The following is a 16,504-nucleotide window of genomic DNA, read 5'->3' as shown; positions in this document are numbered from 1 at the left end:
CATTTGACATCCGGCCGCGGGGCGGCTCAGATTATTGGGAAGTTTAACCACACGAACCTGACATCAACCTGTCACGCGTTAGGATACGCCCCCACCCTCATGAAATTCCTTCTGGTCGAAGATAATCTGGATCTCGCAAACGCGATGTGTGCCCGTATGCGTCTGGATGGACATGTCGTTGATCATGCAGCAAAATTGGACGATGCGACGGCCTATGCCGAGATCGAGGAATACGACCTGATCCTGTTGGATATCATGCTGCCTGATGGGGACGGGCGGGACTTTCTGGAGCGTCATCGGGCCCGTGATCCTGATACGCCTGTCATCGTTCTGACCGCGCGCAGTCAGGTTTCGGATCGAATCGGATCGCTCGATCTGGGGGCGGATGACTATGTGACCAAGCCCTTTGATCATGCCGAATTGGAGGCCCGGTGCCGGGCCGTTCTGCGCCGTAAATCCGGAATTGCCAAATCAAGGATTGAGGTCGGCGGGATCGTGTTTGACCCGGTGGCCGGCCATCTGTCAGTCCGGGGTGAGACGATATCCCTGCGTAACCGCGAGCTGCGAATGATGGAGCTGTTCATCAACGCGCCGGGGCAGGTTTTTTCGAAACAGAAGCTGGCCGACAGGTTGTTTTCTTACGACGACAACGTCTCGGATAACGCGATCGAGGTCTATGTGGGCCGATTGCGCAAGCACCTTGAAAAGTCCGAGTTGAAAATCACCACCCTGCGCGGGTTGGGCTACAGGCTGGATCATGACGGTTAGCCCGGCTGTATCAGGATCGCTCAGAAATCGTCTTGTGCTGGCACTGATCAGCGGCGCGGCGCTGCTGGCTGTTCTATTGTTCTTCGCGGTTCGAAATTATGCAGCACAAGTGGCGCAGCAGGGGCAGGACAACATCCTTGGTGCCTCGGCGGCGTCGATCCTCGATGCGGCGGCGCTGCGCGACGGGCAGCTTGAGATCGATATTCCCTATGCCGCATTTTCCATGCTGGCGACGCCATCGGATGACCGGGTTTTCTATGCGATCTATCAGGATGGTGCGTTCATATCGGGGTATGAGGATCTTGAGGTCGCTCAAGACACGGATGACGGCAATTGGACCTTTGGTGCGGGCGAGTTGCGGGGCGAGCGCATTCGGCAAGTCAATGCCAGTCGCACTCTGGTCGGTCTGGGCCGTCAGACAGAGATCGAGGTCGCACTTGCGCAGACACAGGATGCATTGGCCGAAACGCTGGATCAGATTTCGCGTAACGCGGCCTTTCTGGGGATCGGGTTTTTCATACTGACAGCAGCCCTGTCCTTCTGGGTCACAACCGCAACCATCGGACAGCTGAACAAGCTGACGACCTCGGTGACCCGTCGCGGACCACAGGACCTGAGCCCGTTCCGAAAACCGGTGCCCAAGGAAATGGCCCCTTTGGTGTCTTCGCTGAATTCATTGATGGGGCGATTGGATCAGTCCCTCAGCCAGTCGGAAGATTTCATCGCTGAGGCGGCGCATCGGGTGCGCACGCCCTTGGCGACCGTCCGGTCCTACGCCGAGGCGACCTTGCAACGTGTTGAACGCAAGGAAAACCGGGAAGCCCTGCGCGCGATGGTGCGTGCCATCGATGAAAGCTCTCGGGCGGCAGGGCAATTGCTGGATCATGCCATGATCACATTTCGCGCCGATCATCTGGAACGAGAGGATCTTGATCTTGTCGCCCTGACCCATGAACTTGTGCAGCGTTTGACGCCCATCGCCGAGATGAAAGACCTCTCGTTATCTCTGATAGGTGATGCATCGGTGCGGTACTCGGGCGATCCGATCCTGCTGCAGAACGCTGTGCGCAATATGGTCGATAACGCATTGAAATACGCGCCCTCCGACAGCACGGTCGAAATCAACGTCACCGCAATGCCTCAGACCCAGATCAGCGTCAAAGATTCAGGCCCCGGATTTCCGCCCGATGAGATCGGCATGCTGACCCGCCGCTTTGAACGGGGCCAGAATGCCACCGGGACCATCGGCTCGGGTCTGGGTCTGACCATCGTGCAGGACGTGGCGACCGCGCATGGCGGCACGCTCGTTTTGACCAATCAACCAGAGGGCGGCGCATGCGTTACTTTATCGCTCTGATCCTGCTTCTGCTGCCGAGTTTCGGAGCGGCCGAGGACTGGGAGGATCGTCAGCTGTTCAACGATGGGGCGGAGGGTGCGCGTCTGCGCGTCATATCAAGTACCGACACGGTTCTATTCGCACCTTTCATCGCGGAGTTTATCGCCAGAAATCCCAATGTTAGTATCGAATATTTGGTCTCGGGAACCGCCGATATCTATGAGCGCGTGCGTGCAACGCCTGATGCATTCGATGTCGTCATTTCCAGTGCGATGGACTTGCAGTTAAAACTTGCCAATGACGGTTTTGCGCTGCCTCTGGACGATATTCCCGTTCCCACTTGGGCGCAGTGGCATGACAGTCTGTTTGCCTTCACTTCCGAGCCTGCCACCATCGTGGTAAACCGCGCCGCCTTCGAAGGTCAGCCCATTCCACAAACACGTCAGGGCCTGATCGAGGCGCTGCGTGAACGGCCCGAGACGTTTCGGGGAAAGGTCGGTACTTATGATGTGCGGCAGTCCGGGCTGGGCTATCTGTTTGCCACGCAGGATGCGCGCGCGTCAGAAACCTATTGGCGCTTGATGGAGGTGATGGGCAGTCTGGATGTCCGATTGTATTGCTGTTCCGGGGATATGATCCGCGATCTGGCCGACGGGGAAATCCTCGTTGCCTATAACGTGCTGGGTAGCTACGCGGCGGTTCAGACCGAAGGCAAAGACGCGCTTGAGATTATATTGCCGTCGGATTTCCAGACCACGATGATGCGAACGGTCATGGTTTCGAAGGCGACACAAAGACCTGAGGTTGCCGAAGCTTTTGTGCGTTATCTGATCACGGGCACAGCGCAATCGTCACAGCGCCCACCACTGCCAGTCTTGTCTGCGTCCGCCGACGGAGAGCAAGAAACCATCGGACTGAACCCGGCGTTGCTGACCTATCTGGATGTATTGAAACGCAGAAAATTCATATCCGCCTGGGAGAACGCCGTTATTCAATAGTGATGTCAGCACCGATTGTACCGGGCGATTCCGTTTGCTAACGTCGCCCTCGCGTCGGGGAGGGCGTGACAACCCAAATGCTGGACTATTCACATAACGCCTGGCTTGTGGCGGCCTCATTGGCCGTGGCGCTAATGGCCGGGTTCACCGGCCTCTACCTGACCCATGGCGCATCACGGCTGGACAGTCAGCGACGCAAGCTTGTCGTTGCTCTGGCAGCGGTCATTCTGGGCGGTGGGATCTGGTCTATGCATTTCGTTGCTATGCTGGGTCTGCAACTGCCGATCCTGTTCTACTATGACGCTCTGATCACTCTGATTTCTGCTCTGGTGGCGATCCTGATGGTCGGGCTGGCACTGCTGCTGCTGCATTTTCGCCCGCGCACGTCGCAGACAATGATCGGGTCCGGCGTGATCGTGGGGCTCGGGATCGTGGTGATGCACTATATCGGCATGGCCGGAATGCAATTGTGCCGCCCGGTCTACAATGTTCTGGATGTTTTGCTTTCGACGCTGGCCTCGGTGATGCTGTCCGTGGCGGCTATCTGGGTTGCATATGGCAACCGCACACAGCGCAATATCCTGCTCGGAACGGTCTGCTTCGGGCTGGCCGTGTTTACCATGCATTTCGTTGCAACCGGTCTGACTGACTTCGTCGCCAGCGACAGCGCTGGTGGCGCAGGGCCAGTGCTGGACAATCAGGTTCTGGCGATGGGTGTCACGGTTTCGGTTTTTCTGATCTGTGGTGCCTTTCTGTTAACCGGGATCTCGTTCATCGAACCAAAGGAACAACCAACTGATGAGCCTGCGCCTGAACCGGCGACTTTGCGCGCCGGTGTCCCGTTTGAGCGTGAGGGTCAGACCTTTTTCACCGAACCCGCCAGTATCGCCGCCATCCGCGCCGAAGGGCATTATACCGTCCTCTATATCGATGCCGAAAAACTGTTTTGCCCATGGTCGATAACCGAGGCGGAAGCGCGGTTGAAACCCGATGGGTTTTTGCGCGCCCATCGCAGTTATCTGGTGAACCCCCAACACGTCTCAAGCTTTGAGCGTCACAAGGACAATGGCACCTGTTATTTCGACGGTGTCGATGCCTTGGCCAAGGTACCGGTCAGCCGGTCACGCCTGACAGATATTCGCGAGGCGCTGGGCCTCTAATCGCAGCTCGTGCAGCTTATTCGCATTTCGTGAAACAAGCTGCGCGCCCTGTTTCTACATTCTGGAACGCCGGAGTGCGTCGTCCTTTCCTTACCTCAGGGCCCCCAAGGCATACCGCTCGGACCCAGGGAGGAAAAACATGATACCAGCCGGTTTTGAGTATCACCGGCCAGGCGACATCGCCTCGGCCATCGGCATTTTGCAGGAACACGGAGACGAGGCGCGCGTGATCGCGGGTGGGCACAGCCTGATCCCGATGATGAAGCTGCGCATGGCCGAGATGGGCCATCTGATCGATCTTCAGGCCATCGAGGAACTCAAGGGTATCGAGATCGGGTCCGACAACGTGACCTTGGGTGCGATGGTCACTCAGCACGAACTGATTACCCACGACGGTCTGGCTACGGCCATCCCCCTGATCCGCGAAGCGGCATTGCAGATCGCTGATCCTCAGGTGCGCTATATGGGTACGGTCGGCGGCAACGTCGCCAATGGCGACCCGGGCAATGACATGCCGGGGTTGATGCAGTGCCTGAATGCGACGTTTGAGCTGTCTGGCCCCGATGGTAATCGTAGCGTTGCGGCGCGTGAGTTTTATGAGGCCGCTTACTTCACCGCGCGCGAGGATGAGGAAATCCTGACCCGGATTTCAATTCCAGTGCCGGGCGCAGGCGTGGGTCAGGCTTATGAAAAGCAAAAGCGCAAGATCGGAGATTATGCGACTGCAGCCGCCGCTGTGATGGTCGGAAATGGCACAGCCTCGGTCGCGATGACCAATCTGGCCGACACGCCAATCTGGTCCGAAGGCGCGAGCAGCGCTTTGGCGGGCGGTGATGTCGAAGGCTGCGTGGCCGCAATGCTCGACGCCATCGACCCGGTCGAAGACAATCGCGGCCCCGTCGAATTCAAGAAACACGTGGCCGCCGTCATGCTGCGCCGCGCCATCGACCGTGCGCAAAGCCGAGCGGGTTGAGGAGGGGAAACCATGTCAAAAATGCACGTCAAACTCACTGTGAACGGCAAGCAGGTCGAAGGTCTGGCCGAGCCGCGCACATTGCTCATTCACTTCCTGCGGGAAGATCTGAAAATCACCGGTCCCCATATCGGTTGCGAGACCAGTCATTGTGGGGCTTGCACCGTGGATATCGACGGCAAATCCGTCAAATCCTGCACGACTTTCGTGGCACAGGTAAACGGAGCCGATATCACCACTGTCGAAGGCCTCACCAATGACGATGGCAGCCTTGGGGTTCTGCAAGAGATGTTCCGAGAACATCACGGGCTGCAGTGCGGTTTCTGCACGCCGGGCATGATTACCCGCGCGCATCGTCTGCTGCAGGAGAACCCGAACCCGACCGAGGAAGACATCCGCTTTGGGATGGCGGGGAACCTCTGCCGCTGCACCGGATATCAGAACATCGTCAAGGCGATCTCGGCCTCTGCCGACATGCTGAACGCTCAGAAGGAGGCTGCGGAATGAGCGACCAGACACTGACCCCCGAAGAACGCGCCGCCAACCTCAAAGGCATGGGCTGCGCCCGCAAACGTGTCGAGGACGTGCGGTTTACCCAAGGCAAGGGCAACTATGTCGATGACATCAAACTGGACGGGATGCTGTTCGGTGATTTTGTGCGCTCCCCCTACGCACATGCCCGTGTCGTCAGCGTGAACAAAGAGGCGGCCTTGGCTTTGCCTGGTGTCGTTGCCGTTCTGACTGCCGAGGATCTGTCGCCGCTGGGCCTGCACTGGATGCCGACGCTGGCCGGTGACAAACAGATGGTGCTGGCCGACGGCAAGGTGCTGTTTCAGGGCCAGGAGGTCGCCTATGTGGTGGCCGAAGATCGGTATGTTGCAGCGGATGCGGCGGAGCTGGTCGAGGTGGAATACGAAGAGCTGCCCGTCATTACCGACCCGTTCGAGGCGCTGAAATCCGACGTTGTACTGCGTGAAGATCTGGAAGGTCAGACCGAAGGCGCCCACGGCCCGCGCAAGCATCACAACCATATCTTCACTTGGGAACAAGGCGACAAGGACGCGACCGAAGCGGTTCTCGCCGAGGCTGATGTGGTTGCGGAAGAGATGGTCTATTACCACCGCACCCACCCTTGCCCGCTGGAGACCTGCGGCTGCGTGGCGTCAATGGACAAGGTGACCGGCAAGCTGACGCTCTACGGTACGTTCCAGGCCCCGCACGCGATCCGGACCGTGGTAGCGCTGATCTCGGGGATCGCTGAACACAATATCCGCGTGATCAGCCCAGATATCGGTGGCGGTTTCGGCAACAAGGTGGGGGCTTATGCGGGCTATGTCTGCTCGGTCGTGGCCTCGATCGTCACCGGCCAGCCGGTGAAATGGGTCGAGGATCGGATGGAGAACCTGATGTCCACCGCCTTTGCCCGCGACTACTGGATGCAGGGCAAGATCGCCGCGACCAAGGATGGCAAGATCACCGGGTTGTGGTGCCATACCACTGCGGATCACGGTGGCTTTGACGCCTGCGCCGATCCGTCCAAGTTCCCGGCGGGGTTCATGAATATCTGTACCGGGTCGTATGACATCCCGACCGCTTATCTGGCCGTCGATGGGGTCTATACCAATAAGGCTCCGGGTGGTGTGGCTTATCGCTGTTCCTTCCGAGTGACCGAGGCCGCCTATTTCATCGAACGGATGATCGAGGTTCTGGCCATCAAGCTGAACATGGATGCGGCCGAGCTGCGCCGGATCAACTTCATCAAGGCTGATCAGTTTCCATATCAGTCCGCGCTGGGCTGGGAGTATGACTCGGGCGACTATCACACCGCCTGGGACAAGGCGTTGAAAGCTGTCGACTACGAGGGCCTGCGGGCTGAGCAAGCGCAGCGGATCGAGGATTTCAAGGCAGGCAAGACCCGCAAGCTGCTGGGGATTGGTCTGACGCATTTCACGGAAATCGTGGGTGCGGGGCCGGTCAAGAATTGCGACATCCTTGGGCTGGGCATGTTCGACTCGTGCGAAATCCGCATCCACCCGACGGGCTCCGCCATCGCGCGGCTGGGGACGATCAGCCAGGGTCAGGGCCATGCCACGACCTTTGCCCAGATCATCGCCAGCGAGATTGGTCTACCCGCGGATGATATCACGCTTGAAGAAGGCGATACGGACACCGCGCCTTACGGGCTTGGAACCTATGGATCGCGGTCAACGCCTGTGGCAGGTGCTGCGACGGCGATGGCCGCACGTAAGATCCGCGCCAAGGCGCAGATGATCGCAGCCTATCTGCTTGAGGTCCACGACAACGATGTCGAATGGGACGTGGACCGCTTTGCCGTCAAAGGCGCGCCCGAGCGGTTCAAGACCATGAAAGAAATCGCCTTCGCCGCTTACAATCAGGCCATTCCCGGCTTGGAGCCCGGTTTGGAGGCGGTCAGCTATTATGATCCGCCGAATATGACTTATCCGTTCGGAGCCTATATCTGTGTCATGGAGATCGACGTGGATACCGGTGAATGGGAAGTCCGACAGTTCTATGCGCTGGACGATTGCGGCACCCGGATCAACCCGATGATCATCGAAGGCCAGGTCCATGGTGGCGTGACCGAGGCGCTGGCCATCGCGATGGGTCAGGAAATTGCCTATGATGAGATGGGCAATGTGAAGACTGGCACGCTGATGGACTTCTTCCTACCGACCGCGTGGGAGACGCCGAATTATACCACCGACCACACGGTAACGCCGTCTCCGCACCATCCGATTGGCGCCAAAGGCGTGGGCGAAAGCCCGAATGTGGGTGGTGTGCCTGCATTCTCGAATGCGGTGCATGATGCATTCCGGCCTTTTGGGTTGGTGCAGAGCCATATGCCGCATGACCACTGGCGGATCTGGAAGATCGCCAATGGGTTGGGGATGCATGGGTGATTGAGGTCGGACCGGCTATGGCCGGTCCGACCAAGCAAGGGGGCGCTGCCCCCTTGGACCCCCGGGATATTTTTAGCCAGATGAAGAATGGATCCTGGTTTTGACTTTGAATGATGTGCAGAACGGTTTGGTCGTGCAGGGCTATGTCGCCGATGAGCGATTGGCGATGGCGTTGCATTTGGCGCAGGCTTTGGGTCGGCCGTTGCTTTTGGAAGGGCCCGCCGGCGTGGGCAAGACCGAGGTCGCCAAGGCCGTGGCAGCGTGGCGGGATACGCGTTTGATCAGGCTGCAATGCTACGAAGGGTTGGATGCCAGTCATGCTATCTATGAGTGGAACTATCAGCGGCAATTGCTGGCGATCCGGGCCAGTGAAGCGCGGGGCGGAACCCATGAGGCGCAATTGTTTTCGGACGAATATTTACTGAAACGACCTTTATTAGAGGCTATATCTGAAGAAAAGCCCCCGGTTCTTCTGATTGATGAGATCGATCGCGCGGATGAGGAATTTGAAGCGTATCTTTTGGAGATTCTGTCGGATTTTCAGATCACGATCCCTGAACTGGGCACTGTGAAAGCACAGGTTCGGCCGATTGTGATTCTGACGGCCAACGGGACGCGTGATTTGTCGGATGCGCTTCGGCGGCGCTGTTTGTACAGTTTTCTCGACTACCCGTCTAAGGAGACAGAGTTGGCGATCCTGCAGGCGCGGATGCCTCAGATTGAGGGTGTTTTGGCGCGGCAGATCATTGGGGTCGTTCAGGCACTGCGCAAGGAAGATCTTGAGAAGACGCCCGGTATTGCCGAGATGCTCGATTGGGCTGCGGCCTTGTCGGGATTGGGCGTCAACGATCTGGCGAAATCCCGGGATGAGGTGCAGGCGACCCTTGTTTGTCTGCTGAAGACTGCTGCTGATTATAATGTGGCACCGCCTGAGGTGATGGACCGTCTGATCGGGAAGGTGGCGTGATGCAGGTGACGCGTTTTCCTTCAAGGGCTGCGGGTCTGTCGGATCGTATGTCAGGGTTCATAGCGCATTTGCGGATGAACGGTCTGCGCGTTGGGTCGAAAGAAACGGCGGATGCTTTGGCGGCGCTTTCGGTGGTTGAGGCGACCAACGCGAACCAGGCGCGTCAGGCGCTATGCTCCTTGTTGGCGGGGGACGCCGAGGAATGGCGGCGCTTTGATGAGCTTTTTGATGCCTACTGGTTCAACGTGGGGAAGCAACGAGGGGGTTTGGCACAGAATGCACATGTGCAGGTTCAGTCAGCGAAACCGATGATCTGGCAGCGCCCGGATGAGGGCACGGATAACACCCAAACGGAGTCCAATCAGGCAGCCACCACTCCTGATCCGGGCGACAGCGAGGCTGAAGGGATGGACGGGACGCTGATTGCGACCCGAACGGCCAACCTGTCGCGTCGGGATTTGCGCGAATTGATGGATGAACAGAGTCTAAAACAGGCGGAGTTGGTCGCTGCGCGGATCGCCCGCGCTATTCGGGATCGTCGTTCGCGGCGACGGAAACGTGCTTTGCGTGGACCCGTGCTGGATATGCGGCGCATCCAGCGGGCCAGCTTGGCGCGTGGGGGTGAACCCATGGACCTGTATCGCCGCGCACGGCCACCGCGTCCGATGCGGATCGTGGCTCTTTGCGACGTCAGCGGATCGATGACCGTCTATTCCCGTGTGTTCCTGGCCTTTCTCAAAGGATTGATTGGCAGCGGGACCGAGGCAGATGCCTATCTGTTTCATACCCGACTGATGCGGGTCACAGATGCGTTGCGCGATCACGATACGCTGCGCGCTGCGGGGCGCTTGTCGCTGATGGCCGAAGGGTTTGGCGGCGGCACTGATATCTCGGGTAGTCTTGAGAGTTTTCTGAACGGTTATGGCGCGAGAGCGCTGAACGGGCGGACTATCGTGCTGATCCTGTCGGACGGCTATTGCAGTTCCGACCCGGACGCGCTGGGCGCCGTTTTGGCACGGATCAGGCGCAAGGCACGGCGGATCGTCTGGCTGAACCCGCTGAAAGGGTGGCCGAGCTACGAACCGGTTGCTGCAGCGATGCAGGCCGCACAGCCCCATCTGGATGCGCACTTGCCTGCAAATACGCTTGAGGCGCTAGCCGCGCTGGAACCCCAGTTTCGCAAGTTGTGAAAGGAGACCTGCATGCCCGGTTTCGACATATTCGACACAATCGAGGAGCTGCGCCAGAGTGGCGAGAATTTCTGTGTCGCCACCGTGTTGCGCACGGCGGATGTGACCTCGGCCAAGGCGGGGGCCAAGGCGGCGATCACGCGGGACGGCCGGATATTGGGTCATTTAGGTGGGGCCTGCGTGCAGCGCGCTGTTCGCGCTTCGGCCAAAGCTGCGCTGGACAGCGGTCAGCCGGGCATTATCCGTGTGAAGCCTTTGGACAAGGTGGTGGCCATGACAGACCCTGACGGCGTGCAGACATACAAAAGTGGATGCCCCAGTGGCGGGACGGTGGATCTGCTGGTTGAACCATATCAACACGCGCCGCGGCTGGTGATCTTCGGTGATTCTCCGATCGCCTCGGCATTGGCGGCACATGGTACTTTGGCCGGGTTGCGGGTTTGTCTGCCCTTCGGCGCAGAGGGGCCAGACCAGATCGGCTTTGACCCGCATGATCTGCCTGCACTGGGGCTTGAGGTGCGTGATTTCGTAGTTGTGGCCTCGCAGGGCAATGGGGACGGTGCTGCGCTAAAGGCGGCGTTGGAGTCTCCGGCGCTGCGTGTTTCGATGGTGGCCAGTCGCCGCAAGGCGCAGGTGCTGTGTGACAAGCTGATTGAAAACGGTCTGGACAAGGGTCGGGCCGCGCAGCTCAAAGCACCTGCCGGCTTGGATATCCAAGCGGTCGACCCCCATGAGATCGCACTTTCGATCCTGGCCGAGATCGTACGCTGGCGAAACACCGATACTTCGAAGGAGAGTCGTGATGATGAGAAGATGGCGTAGCTTTGTGCGGGTGATCTGGCCTGCGCGTCCTGAGCTAAGTGTGAAAGAAGCGACGGAAGAGGCGCTGCGCGTCTATCCAAGGTGTTGTTGATCAAAGGAAAACACGAATGGAACTGAGTGATGAAATCCGCATTAGCGCCCCACGCGATGTCGTTTACCAGGCGCTGAACGACGTCGATGTGCTGCGCGAATGTATTCCCGGTTGTGAAGAACTGACGCAAGCGGGCCCGGATCAGCTTGAGGCGAAGGTCGTACTAAAAATCGGACCGGTAAAGGCGAAGTTCTCAGGCGAGGTGACGCTGGACACCTCAAATGCACCAGATGGGTTCTCGCTGATGGGCGAAGGCAAGGGCGGTGCTGCCGGGTTTGCCAAAGGCGGGGCCGATGTGACGTTGACCGAAGATGGAGACGAGACCATCCTCTCCTATACGGCCAAGGTTGATATCGGCGGCAAGATTGCGCAGCTGGGCAGCCGGTTGATTGCTGGAACGGCCAAGAAGCTTTCGGGCAAGTTCTTCACCAAGTTTGGAGAGGTTGTATCAGAGCAAACCGTTTCCTGAAGTGTCACTGTTACCGCGTGATCTGAAGCGTGGTCTCGTGCCGGTAGACCGAACCCGGATACAGGATCGTTGATGGAAAGCCGGACTGGTTCGGTGCATCGGGCCAGCCCTGCGGTTCGAGCGCCAGGCCGGCAAACGGGCAGTAGGGGTGACCGCGTAACCCAATCTGGTTGGGTTCATCCAGGGTGGCGGCGGAATATACCTGCAGCCCCGGTTCGGTTGAGGCAAGACGCAGGCAAAGCTCTGAGTTTGGACCGTAGAGCCATGCGACAGGTCGCACCTCTTGCTGTTCGTTGGATGTGCAGAAGCAGTGGTCGATCGCCTGTGATCCGATCGGTCGACGCGTTTGGAAATCCAGAGGGCTATCTTTCACAGGGCGCAGTGCCCCTGTTGGGATAAGGTCGTCATCCACTTCCAGATAGCTGGGTGCTTTGATCTGCAGTTCATGCCCTGCGATCGTCCTGTCGTCATCGAGGTTGAAATAGCTGTGCGGCGCAAAACTGCAGGGGCTTGGTTGGTCACACTCCGCGTGGATCATCAGGCGCAAAGTGTGATCGGCATCAAGTGAATAGGTCGCCCGGACAGCCATATTGCCAGCAAATCCCATGTGGCCATCGGGCAGGTCCAGCGACAGGGTGACCGAAGTCTCGTTCACCGCCTCGATCCGCCAGACTAGATGGGCGCTACCTTCGCGGCCGCCATGCAGCGTGTGCTTGCCGAGATAGTTGACATCTGTGTAGCAGACCTGCCCGTCGATCTCGTATCGTGCACCACCGATGCGGTTGGCAAAGCGTCCAACGATGGCACCAAGATAGGCGCTGCTGTTCAGATATCCCTCCAACGTTGGCCATCCCAGCACCAATGGGTGCGATATGTCCTCAAGTCTGAGGTCCTGCAACGTTGCACCATAGGTCAGAATGCAGGCTTGCATGCCGCCATTCTTCAGCTTGATGCGATCTATGGGCTGGCCATCTGGCAACTGTCCGAAAGCGCTGACATTTGAGTAGGACCCCATACTCATCTAGCCGTGTTCAGGAGGGTTGGGGACGGCGAGGTATTGCTGGGCAGAGATGCGCACAATGTCACGCAATCCAAGCGCTGTCCGGTCTGTCGCATCCAGCTGTCCGATGGCCGATTGAACCGCTGTAAAGATCGCCTCTGCGTCATTTCCTTTTGCGGTAATCAGGGGCAAACCCGGCGTGGGTTCGGTCCAGTCCAGATCACGTAAACTCGAAGCCCAATCCTCATGCTCGCGCATCAAACGCCACGAAACTGCATCCAGCGCGGCGATGTCTGCCCGGCCTTCGGCCACCGCGCGGGCTGAGTTCAGATGCCCTTTGGTCTGGAGCTGATCCCTGAACCAGAACCCGCGTGGGGCGAGGTGCCAATAGGGCGCCGCATAACCCGATTGCGAGAAGGTTTGGTTGTAGGCAAAGACCGCATCCTGATAAGCAGCCAGATCCTCGCGTGTATCATCAGAGCGCACGACCAGCGCGCTGCGGTAATAGCCGGGCGGGCATCCCTCAACGCCGTAGTCCGGCGTGCCCACCAGTTGCACCTTGTCGTGCAGCCACAAGCGAAAGGGCATGCCACAGGTTTGGCTGAGCACCAGATCGGAGGATTGCCAGACCGAAAACTCCTCGGCTTGCTGGGACAAATGTACGGGGCTGTCGACCCCCGCATGGTTCAGGTTGTTGCGGATCAGGGTCCAAAACCGCTCATGCGCGCCGTCAAGCTGTGGGCGGGCATACATCATCAGGCTGGCGATCATTGCATGTGTCCGAACAGCTCATAAAGCTCGATGGTGGTTTTCACCCCGACCTTCTGTTGAATACGCCCACGATGTATCTCGACCGTGCGTGGACTGATGCCCAGTTCGGCGGCGATCTCTTTGCTTGAGGTGCGGGCAGGGTGGGTCAGGATATGCTGCAGCACCTGCTCTTCCCGCTCGGTCAGCAGGCCGCGTTTGTCTGCCAGTGCCTGCCGGTGTGCCTTTTCTGCGCGCAGACCTGCGCCCACGTCCCAGGCCGCTTCTATGCGCTCAATCAACACGCTCAGGTCAAACGGCTTGACCAGAAAATCAATCGCCCCGGCCTTGGTGGCGCGCACCGATTCAGGAATGCCACCATGGCCTGAGATGAAGATGATCGGAAGGGTCGAGTTCTGTTGGACAAGGTGATCCTGCAGTTCCAGCCCATCCATTCCGGGCATGCCGTAGTCCAGGATCAGACAGCCCGCGGCATCTGCATCTACCTGATCCAGAAAGGACTGAGCATCGGGGAAATGCGCAACCTTCATGCCGCGCTTGCCAAGCGAGCGGGACAGGGCGATGCGCACGTCATCATCATCATCTACGATAAAGACGGTAAGCGGTTCCGGAGTCATGAAGTGTTTTCCTCAGCCCGGTCGCTGCGACGCAAGGTGAAACAGAACCGCGCGCCGGTACCCTCGGTCGGGTCGTGCCAGATCCGGCCGCCGTTGGCTTTGACGATGGTTCGGCAGATCGACAGGCCCAATCCCATGCCGTCGGTCTTTTGGGTATCAAACATATTGAACAGGGTTACATCCTCATTGACGCCGGGCCCATTGTCTTCGACGCGAACCTCGACACACTCTTCGCTTACAAGCGTGGAGATTGTGATCCGGCCCGCCTCACCCGGATCCCGGTCCAATGCATCGATAGCATTTCGCAGCAGGTTGACCAGTACCTGAGCGATCTGGGTGCGGTTGCCGATGACAGCGGGTAGGGTGCTCTCGTCATAGACCAGCTTGATGTCATGCAGCTTGGCCTCGCCCTCCATTAGCGTGACGGTTTGATGGATCAGCCCGCCCAACTCGAACGGGGCCTGCCGACCGCGGTCTTTGCGCACTACGTCCCGCAAGGCGCGGATGATGTCGCCCGCGCGGCGCGACTGACGGTCAATGTCGGATAGAATCTCGTTCAGTTCAGGATCGGGATCACCGATTTCCTCAAGCGTGATCTTGGCCGCATCGACATTGTAGGAGATCGCGCTGAGCGGTTGGTTCAGCTCATGCGCCAGCCCCGAGGCCATCTCACCCATCAGATTTACCCGCGCCACATGGGACAGATCGCGACTGAGGCGGCTTACCTCGTCTTCGGCCTGTTTCCGGTCGCTGACATTGTCGATGATGGCCACGGCATGATCGGGGACGCCATTCTCGTCCCGGATCAGGATCGCATTCACGCGCAGCCAGATGGTCGATCCATCTTTGCGGACGAATTGGTTTTCCGCGATGAACTCGGAATCCTGTAGCAGCGTTTCGCGGAACTTGACTGCGATTTGCTGGCCGTCTTCAGGCAGAATATCGGCCAGTGTCATCCTTTCCAGCTCATCTGGCTGATATCCCATGATGTCGCATAGCTGTTCGTTGGTGCGCAGAAACTGTCCCGTTTCGGGGGTGATCTGGGCCATCCCGCGCGAGGCCAGATCGAAAGTGCGGCCATAGGCGGTTTCGAACCGTTGCCGCTGTCGAACTTCCTGTGTCAACGCCGCGCCGGTGTCTTCTAGCTCGCGATAGGGGCTGTGCAAGCCTTCCTCGGGGGTGATCTCGCCGCTGGATAGCTGCTGGCTCTGGCTGGCAAATGTGCGTACCGGGGCATAGATCCGGTCGGCCATGGCCAACCCGATTGCACCAGTCAGAATGGCGATGGCCAGCGCGATCCAGACGCCTTGTGTCCGGTTTTTCTTGATCTCGCCGATAAAGTTGTCTTCGGCTGCATAAAGGCCGATCAGCCAGCGCAGCCCCGGTTCCGAGACCTCGATCAGCATCGCGACGTAATCCTGACCGTTCAGCTGGAAATCCGTATGGACAGGGCCATCAGCGTCACTCAGGCCGGTTTGCACCACATCTCCGAATGCCTTTTGCGCGATGGGGTCTGCGATCTGATCCACACGGGTCAGTTCCGGCGCTTCCATATGCGCCTCCTGCCGGATCAGGACCAGTGTTGGATGTGCCAGAACCGCACCGTCTTCGTTCAGGACAAGCGCGGCACCGCGCCGTTCGGACCAGATGTCCAGCAAAAACCCGGACAGGGCGTCGATCTGGATATCGACACCCAAAATTGCGCGGATATCTCCGGCGTCGTCCAATATGGGCACACTGTAGGTGATCCCCGGTTGGCGTGCCGTGAAGAATATGTAGGGTTCTGTCCAAATCGGTGCTTTGGTCTCAGAAACCATCCTGAACCAGGGACGGGTGCGAGCCTCATAGGTATCGGTTTGGGTGGTGGCCGTTTCCAGCAGTGTGAACTGATCGTTGCGCCATTGGAAATCGGCCGGATGTTCAGCGGTGCCCTGTAGGAATGGCGGAACGAACTTGGTGCGATAGCGCCCAGGCTCTTCGGCGCGCATGACATAGACAAACCTGCCCGTCGCATCGGCCAGATACATCCCGGCAAGCTGAGGCGCGACCTGTAGCTGCTGGAAGAAATGGCTTTCCAGCGCGCTGGGATCGCTGATGTCCAGCACGTCATTTTCCGCAAGCCGCCGCGTTGCATCCAAGGCCTGCCGGGCCGGGTTCAAAAAGCTTTTGACCTGGCCGATGACATTGACGCTGACCTCATTCAGCGAATTTCGCGATTGCCGCAACAGCGCGTTTTCCGAGCTGACAAAGGTCGACAGGATCACCGACAAGATGGCGAGGAACTGCAAACCACCCAGACACAAGGCGAGCGTGGCACGCAGCGACCTGCGTCTGCGGGCGGGTTCGGCCTGTTCCTGGCGGAGTTCTTGTTGTCCAGCGTAGTTCAATTCCTGTCCAAATGACCTTCTGTTCGGGTCGATGCCA

At 58.8% G+C, this 16,504-nt stretch carries 15 protein-coding genes; 11 read left to right on the top strand and 4 right to left on the bottom strand.

All coding sequences use genetic code 11. The features are described from left to right. Positions 1-99 precede the first annotated feature (99 nt). The 11 genes from ACR0IV_RS15520 to ACR0IV_RS15470 all read left to right on the top strand — a co-directional run bounded on the left by ACR0IV_RS15520 (position 100) and on the right by ACR0IV_RS15470 (position 11,695). A complete protein-coding gene (locus ACR0IV_RS15520; protein WP_480471286.1) occupies positions 100-768 on the top strand; it encodes a response regulator transcription factor in 669 nt (222 codons plus the stop codon). Beyond that, positions 758-2,125 (top strand): sensor histidine kinase, encoded by a 1,368-nt coding sequence (locus tag ACR0IV_RS15515; protein ID WP_480471285.1) that lies wholly within the window; start codon positions 758-760, stop codon positions 2,123-2,125. Before ACR0IV_RS15520 ends, ACR0IV_RS15515 begins: the two co-directional genes overlap by 11 nt. Then, on the top strand, positions 2,104-3,102 hold the full coding sequence (locus ACR0IV_RS15510; protein WP_480660671.1) for an ABC transporter substrate-binding protein: 999 nt from the start codon (positions 2,104-2,106) through the stop codon (positions 3,100-3,102). The genes ACR0IV_RS15515 and ACR0IV_RS15510 overlap by 22 nt, the downstream gene beginning before the upstream one ends. A 77-nt stretch (positions 3,103-3,179) precedes the next feature. Continuing rightward, on the top strand, positions 3,180-4,262 hold the full coding sequence (locus ACR0IV_RS15505; protein ID WP_480660688.1) for an MHYT domain-containing protein: 1,083 nt from the start codon (positions 3,180-3,182) through the stop codon (positions 4,260-4,262). A gap of 139 nt (positions 4,263-4,401) precedes the next feature. Then, positions 4,402-5,235, top strand: a complete 834-nt coding sequence (locus ACR0IV_RS15500; protein ID WP_480660669.1) for an FAD binding domain-containing protein — start codon at positions 4,402-4,404, stop codon at positions 5,233-5,235. Positions 5,236-5,247: 12 nt separating this feature from the next. Next, a complete protein-coding gene (locus ACR0IV_RS15495) occupies positions 5,248-5,742 on the top strand; it encodes a (2Fe-2S)-binding protein (protein WP_170722595.1) in 495 nt (164 codons plus the stop codon). After that, a complete protein-coding gene (locus ACR0IV_RS15490) occupies positions 5,739-8,156 on the top strand; it encodes an aerobic carbon-monoxide dehydrogenase large subunit (RefSeq protein WP_480660666.1) in 2,418 nt (805 codons plus the stop codon). Before ACR0IV_RS15495 ends, ACR0IV_RS15490 begins: the two co-directional genes overlap by 4 nt. Before the next feature lie 100 nt (positions 8,157-8,256). Continuing rightward, on the top strand, positions 8,257-9,123 hold the full coding sequence (locus ACR0IV_RS15485) for an AAA family ATPase (RefSeq protein WP_480485002.1): 867 nt from the start codon (positions 8,257-8,259) through the stop codon (positions 9,121-9,123). After that, positions 9,123-10,313 (top strand): vWA domain-containing protein, encoded by a 1,191-nt coding sequence (locus ACR0IV_RS15480; protein ID WP_480471279.1) that lies wholly within the window; start codon positions 9,123-9,125, stop codon positions 10,311-10,313. Before ACR0IV_RS15485 ends, ACR0IV_RS15480 begins: the two co-directional genes overlap by 1 nt. A 12-nt stretch (positions 10,314-10,325) precedes the next feature. Then, complete coding sequence (locus tag ACR0IV_RS15475) at positions 10,326-11,135, top strand: XdhC family protein (protein ID WP_480471278.1); 810 nt, start codon at positions 10,326-10,328, stop codon at positions 11,133-11,135. A 107-nt stretch (positions 11,136-11,242) separates the two neighbouring features. Then, positions 11,243-11,695 (top strand): SRPBCC family protein, encoded by a 453-nt coding sequence (locus ACR0IV_RS15470; protein ID WP_480471277.1) that lies wholly within the window; start codon positions 11,243-11,245, stop codon positions 11,693-11,695. 10 nt (positions 11,696-11,705) lie between these two features. Here the strand turns inward: ACR0IV_RS15470 and ACR0IV_RS15465 are convergent, their stop codons facing one another. The 4 genes from ACR0IV_RS15465 to ACR0IV_RS15450 are packed head-to-tail and all read right to left on the bottom strand — an operon-like array spanning position 11,706 to position 16,467. Beyond that, entirely contained in the window at positions 11,706-12,710 is a 1,005-nt protein-coding gene (locus ACR0IV_RS15465; protein WP_480660662.1) for an aldose epimerase family protein, read from the bottom strand. Between the two features lie 6 nt (positions 12,711-12,716). Next, a complete protein-coding gene (locus ACR0IV_RS15460; protein WP_480660660.1) occupies positions 12,717-13,466 on the bottom strand; it encodes a phosphate/phosphite/phosphonate ABC transporter substrate-binding protein in 750 nt (249 codons plus the stop codon). Continuing rightward, entirely contained in the window at positions 13,463-14,080 is a 618-nt protein-coding gene (locus ACR0IV_RS15455; RefSeq protein ID WP_480471274.1) for a response regulator transcription factor, read from the bottom strand. The genes ACR0IV_RS15460 and ACR0IV_RS15455 overlap by 4 nt, the downstream gene beginning before the upstream one ends. Continuing rightward, a complete protein-coding gene (locus ACR0IV_RS15450) occupies positions 14,077-16,467 on the bottom strand; it encodes an ATP-binding protein (protein WP_480660658.1) in 2,391 nt (796 codons plus the stop codon). Before ACR0IV_RS15450 ends, ACR0IV_RS15455 begins: the two co-directional genes overlap by 4 nt. Positions 16,468-16,504 lie beyond the last annotated feature (37 nt).

Source organism: Ruegeria sp. C2, assembly GCF_056537765.1.
The sequence above is the reverse complement of the archived record's forward strand: the minus strand, read 5'-3'. Positions and strand labels throughout refer to the sequence as shown.

Bases quoted from the DNA above. Each gene is read 5' to 3' on its own strand.
- ACR0IV_RS15505 (WP_480660688.1), top strand. From the start codon at position 3,180: ATGCTGGACTATTCACATAACGCCTGGCTTGTGGCGGCCTCATTGGCC.
- ACR0IV_RS15490 (WP_480660666.1), top strand. From the start codon at position 5,739: ATGAGCGACCAGACACTGACCCCCGAAGAACGCGCCGCCAACCTCAAA.
- ACR0IV_RS15495 (WP_170722595.1), top strand. From the start codon at position 5,248: ATGTCAAAAATGCACGTCAAACTCACTGTGAACGGCAAGCAGGTCGAA.
- ACR0IV_RS15520 (WP_480471286.1), top strand. From the start codon at position 100: ATGAAATTCCTTCTGGTCGAAGATAATCTGGATCTCGCAAACGCGATG.
- ACR0IV_RS15465 (WP_480660662.1), bottom strand. From the start codon at position 12,710: ATGGGGTCCTACTCAAATGTCAGCGCTTTCGGACAGTTGCCAGATGGC.
- ACR0IV_RS15455 (WP_480471274.1), bottom strand. From the start codon at position 14,080: ATGACTCCGGAACCGCTTACCGTCTTTATCGTAGATGATGATGATGAC.
- ACR0IV_RS15515 (WP_480471285.1), top strand. From the start codon at position 758: ATGACGGTTAGCCCGGCTGTATCAGGATCGCTCAGAAATCGTCTTGTG.
- ACR0IV_RS15470 (WP_480471277.1), top strand. From the start codon at position 11,243: ATGGAACTGAGTGATGAAATCCGCATTAGCGCCCCACGCGATGTCGTT.
- ACR0IV_RS15500 (WP_480660669.1), top strand. From the start codon at position 4,402: ATGATACCAGCCGGTTTTGAGTATCACCGGCCAGGCGACATCGCCTCG.
- ACR0IV_RS15460 (WP_480660660.1), bottom strand. From the start codon at position 13,466: ATGATCGCCAGCCTGATGATGTATGCCCGCCCACAGCTTGACGGCGCG.
- ACR0IV_RS15475 (WP_480471278.1), top strand. From the start codon at position 10,326: ATGCCCGGTTTCGACATATTCGACACAATCGAGGAGCTGCGCCAGAGT.
- ACR0IV_RS15510 (WP_480660671.1), top strand. From the start codon at position 2,104: ATGCGTTACTTTATCGCTCTGATCCTGCTTCTGCTGCCGAGTTTCGGA.
- ACR0IV_RS15480 (WP_480471279.1), top strand. From the start codon at position 9,123: ATGCAGGTGACGCGTTTTCCTTCAAGGGCTGCGGGTCTGTCGGATCGT.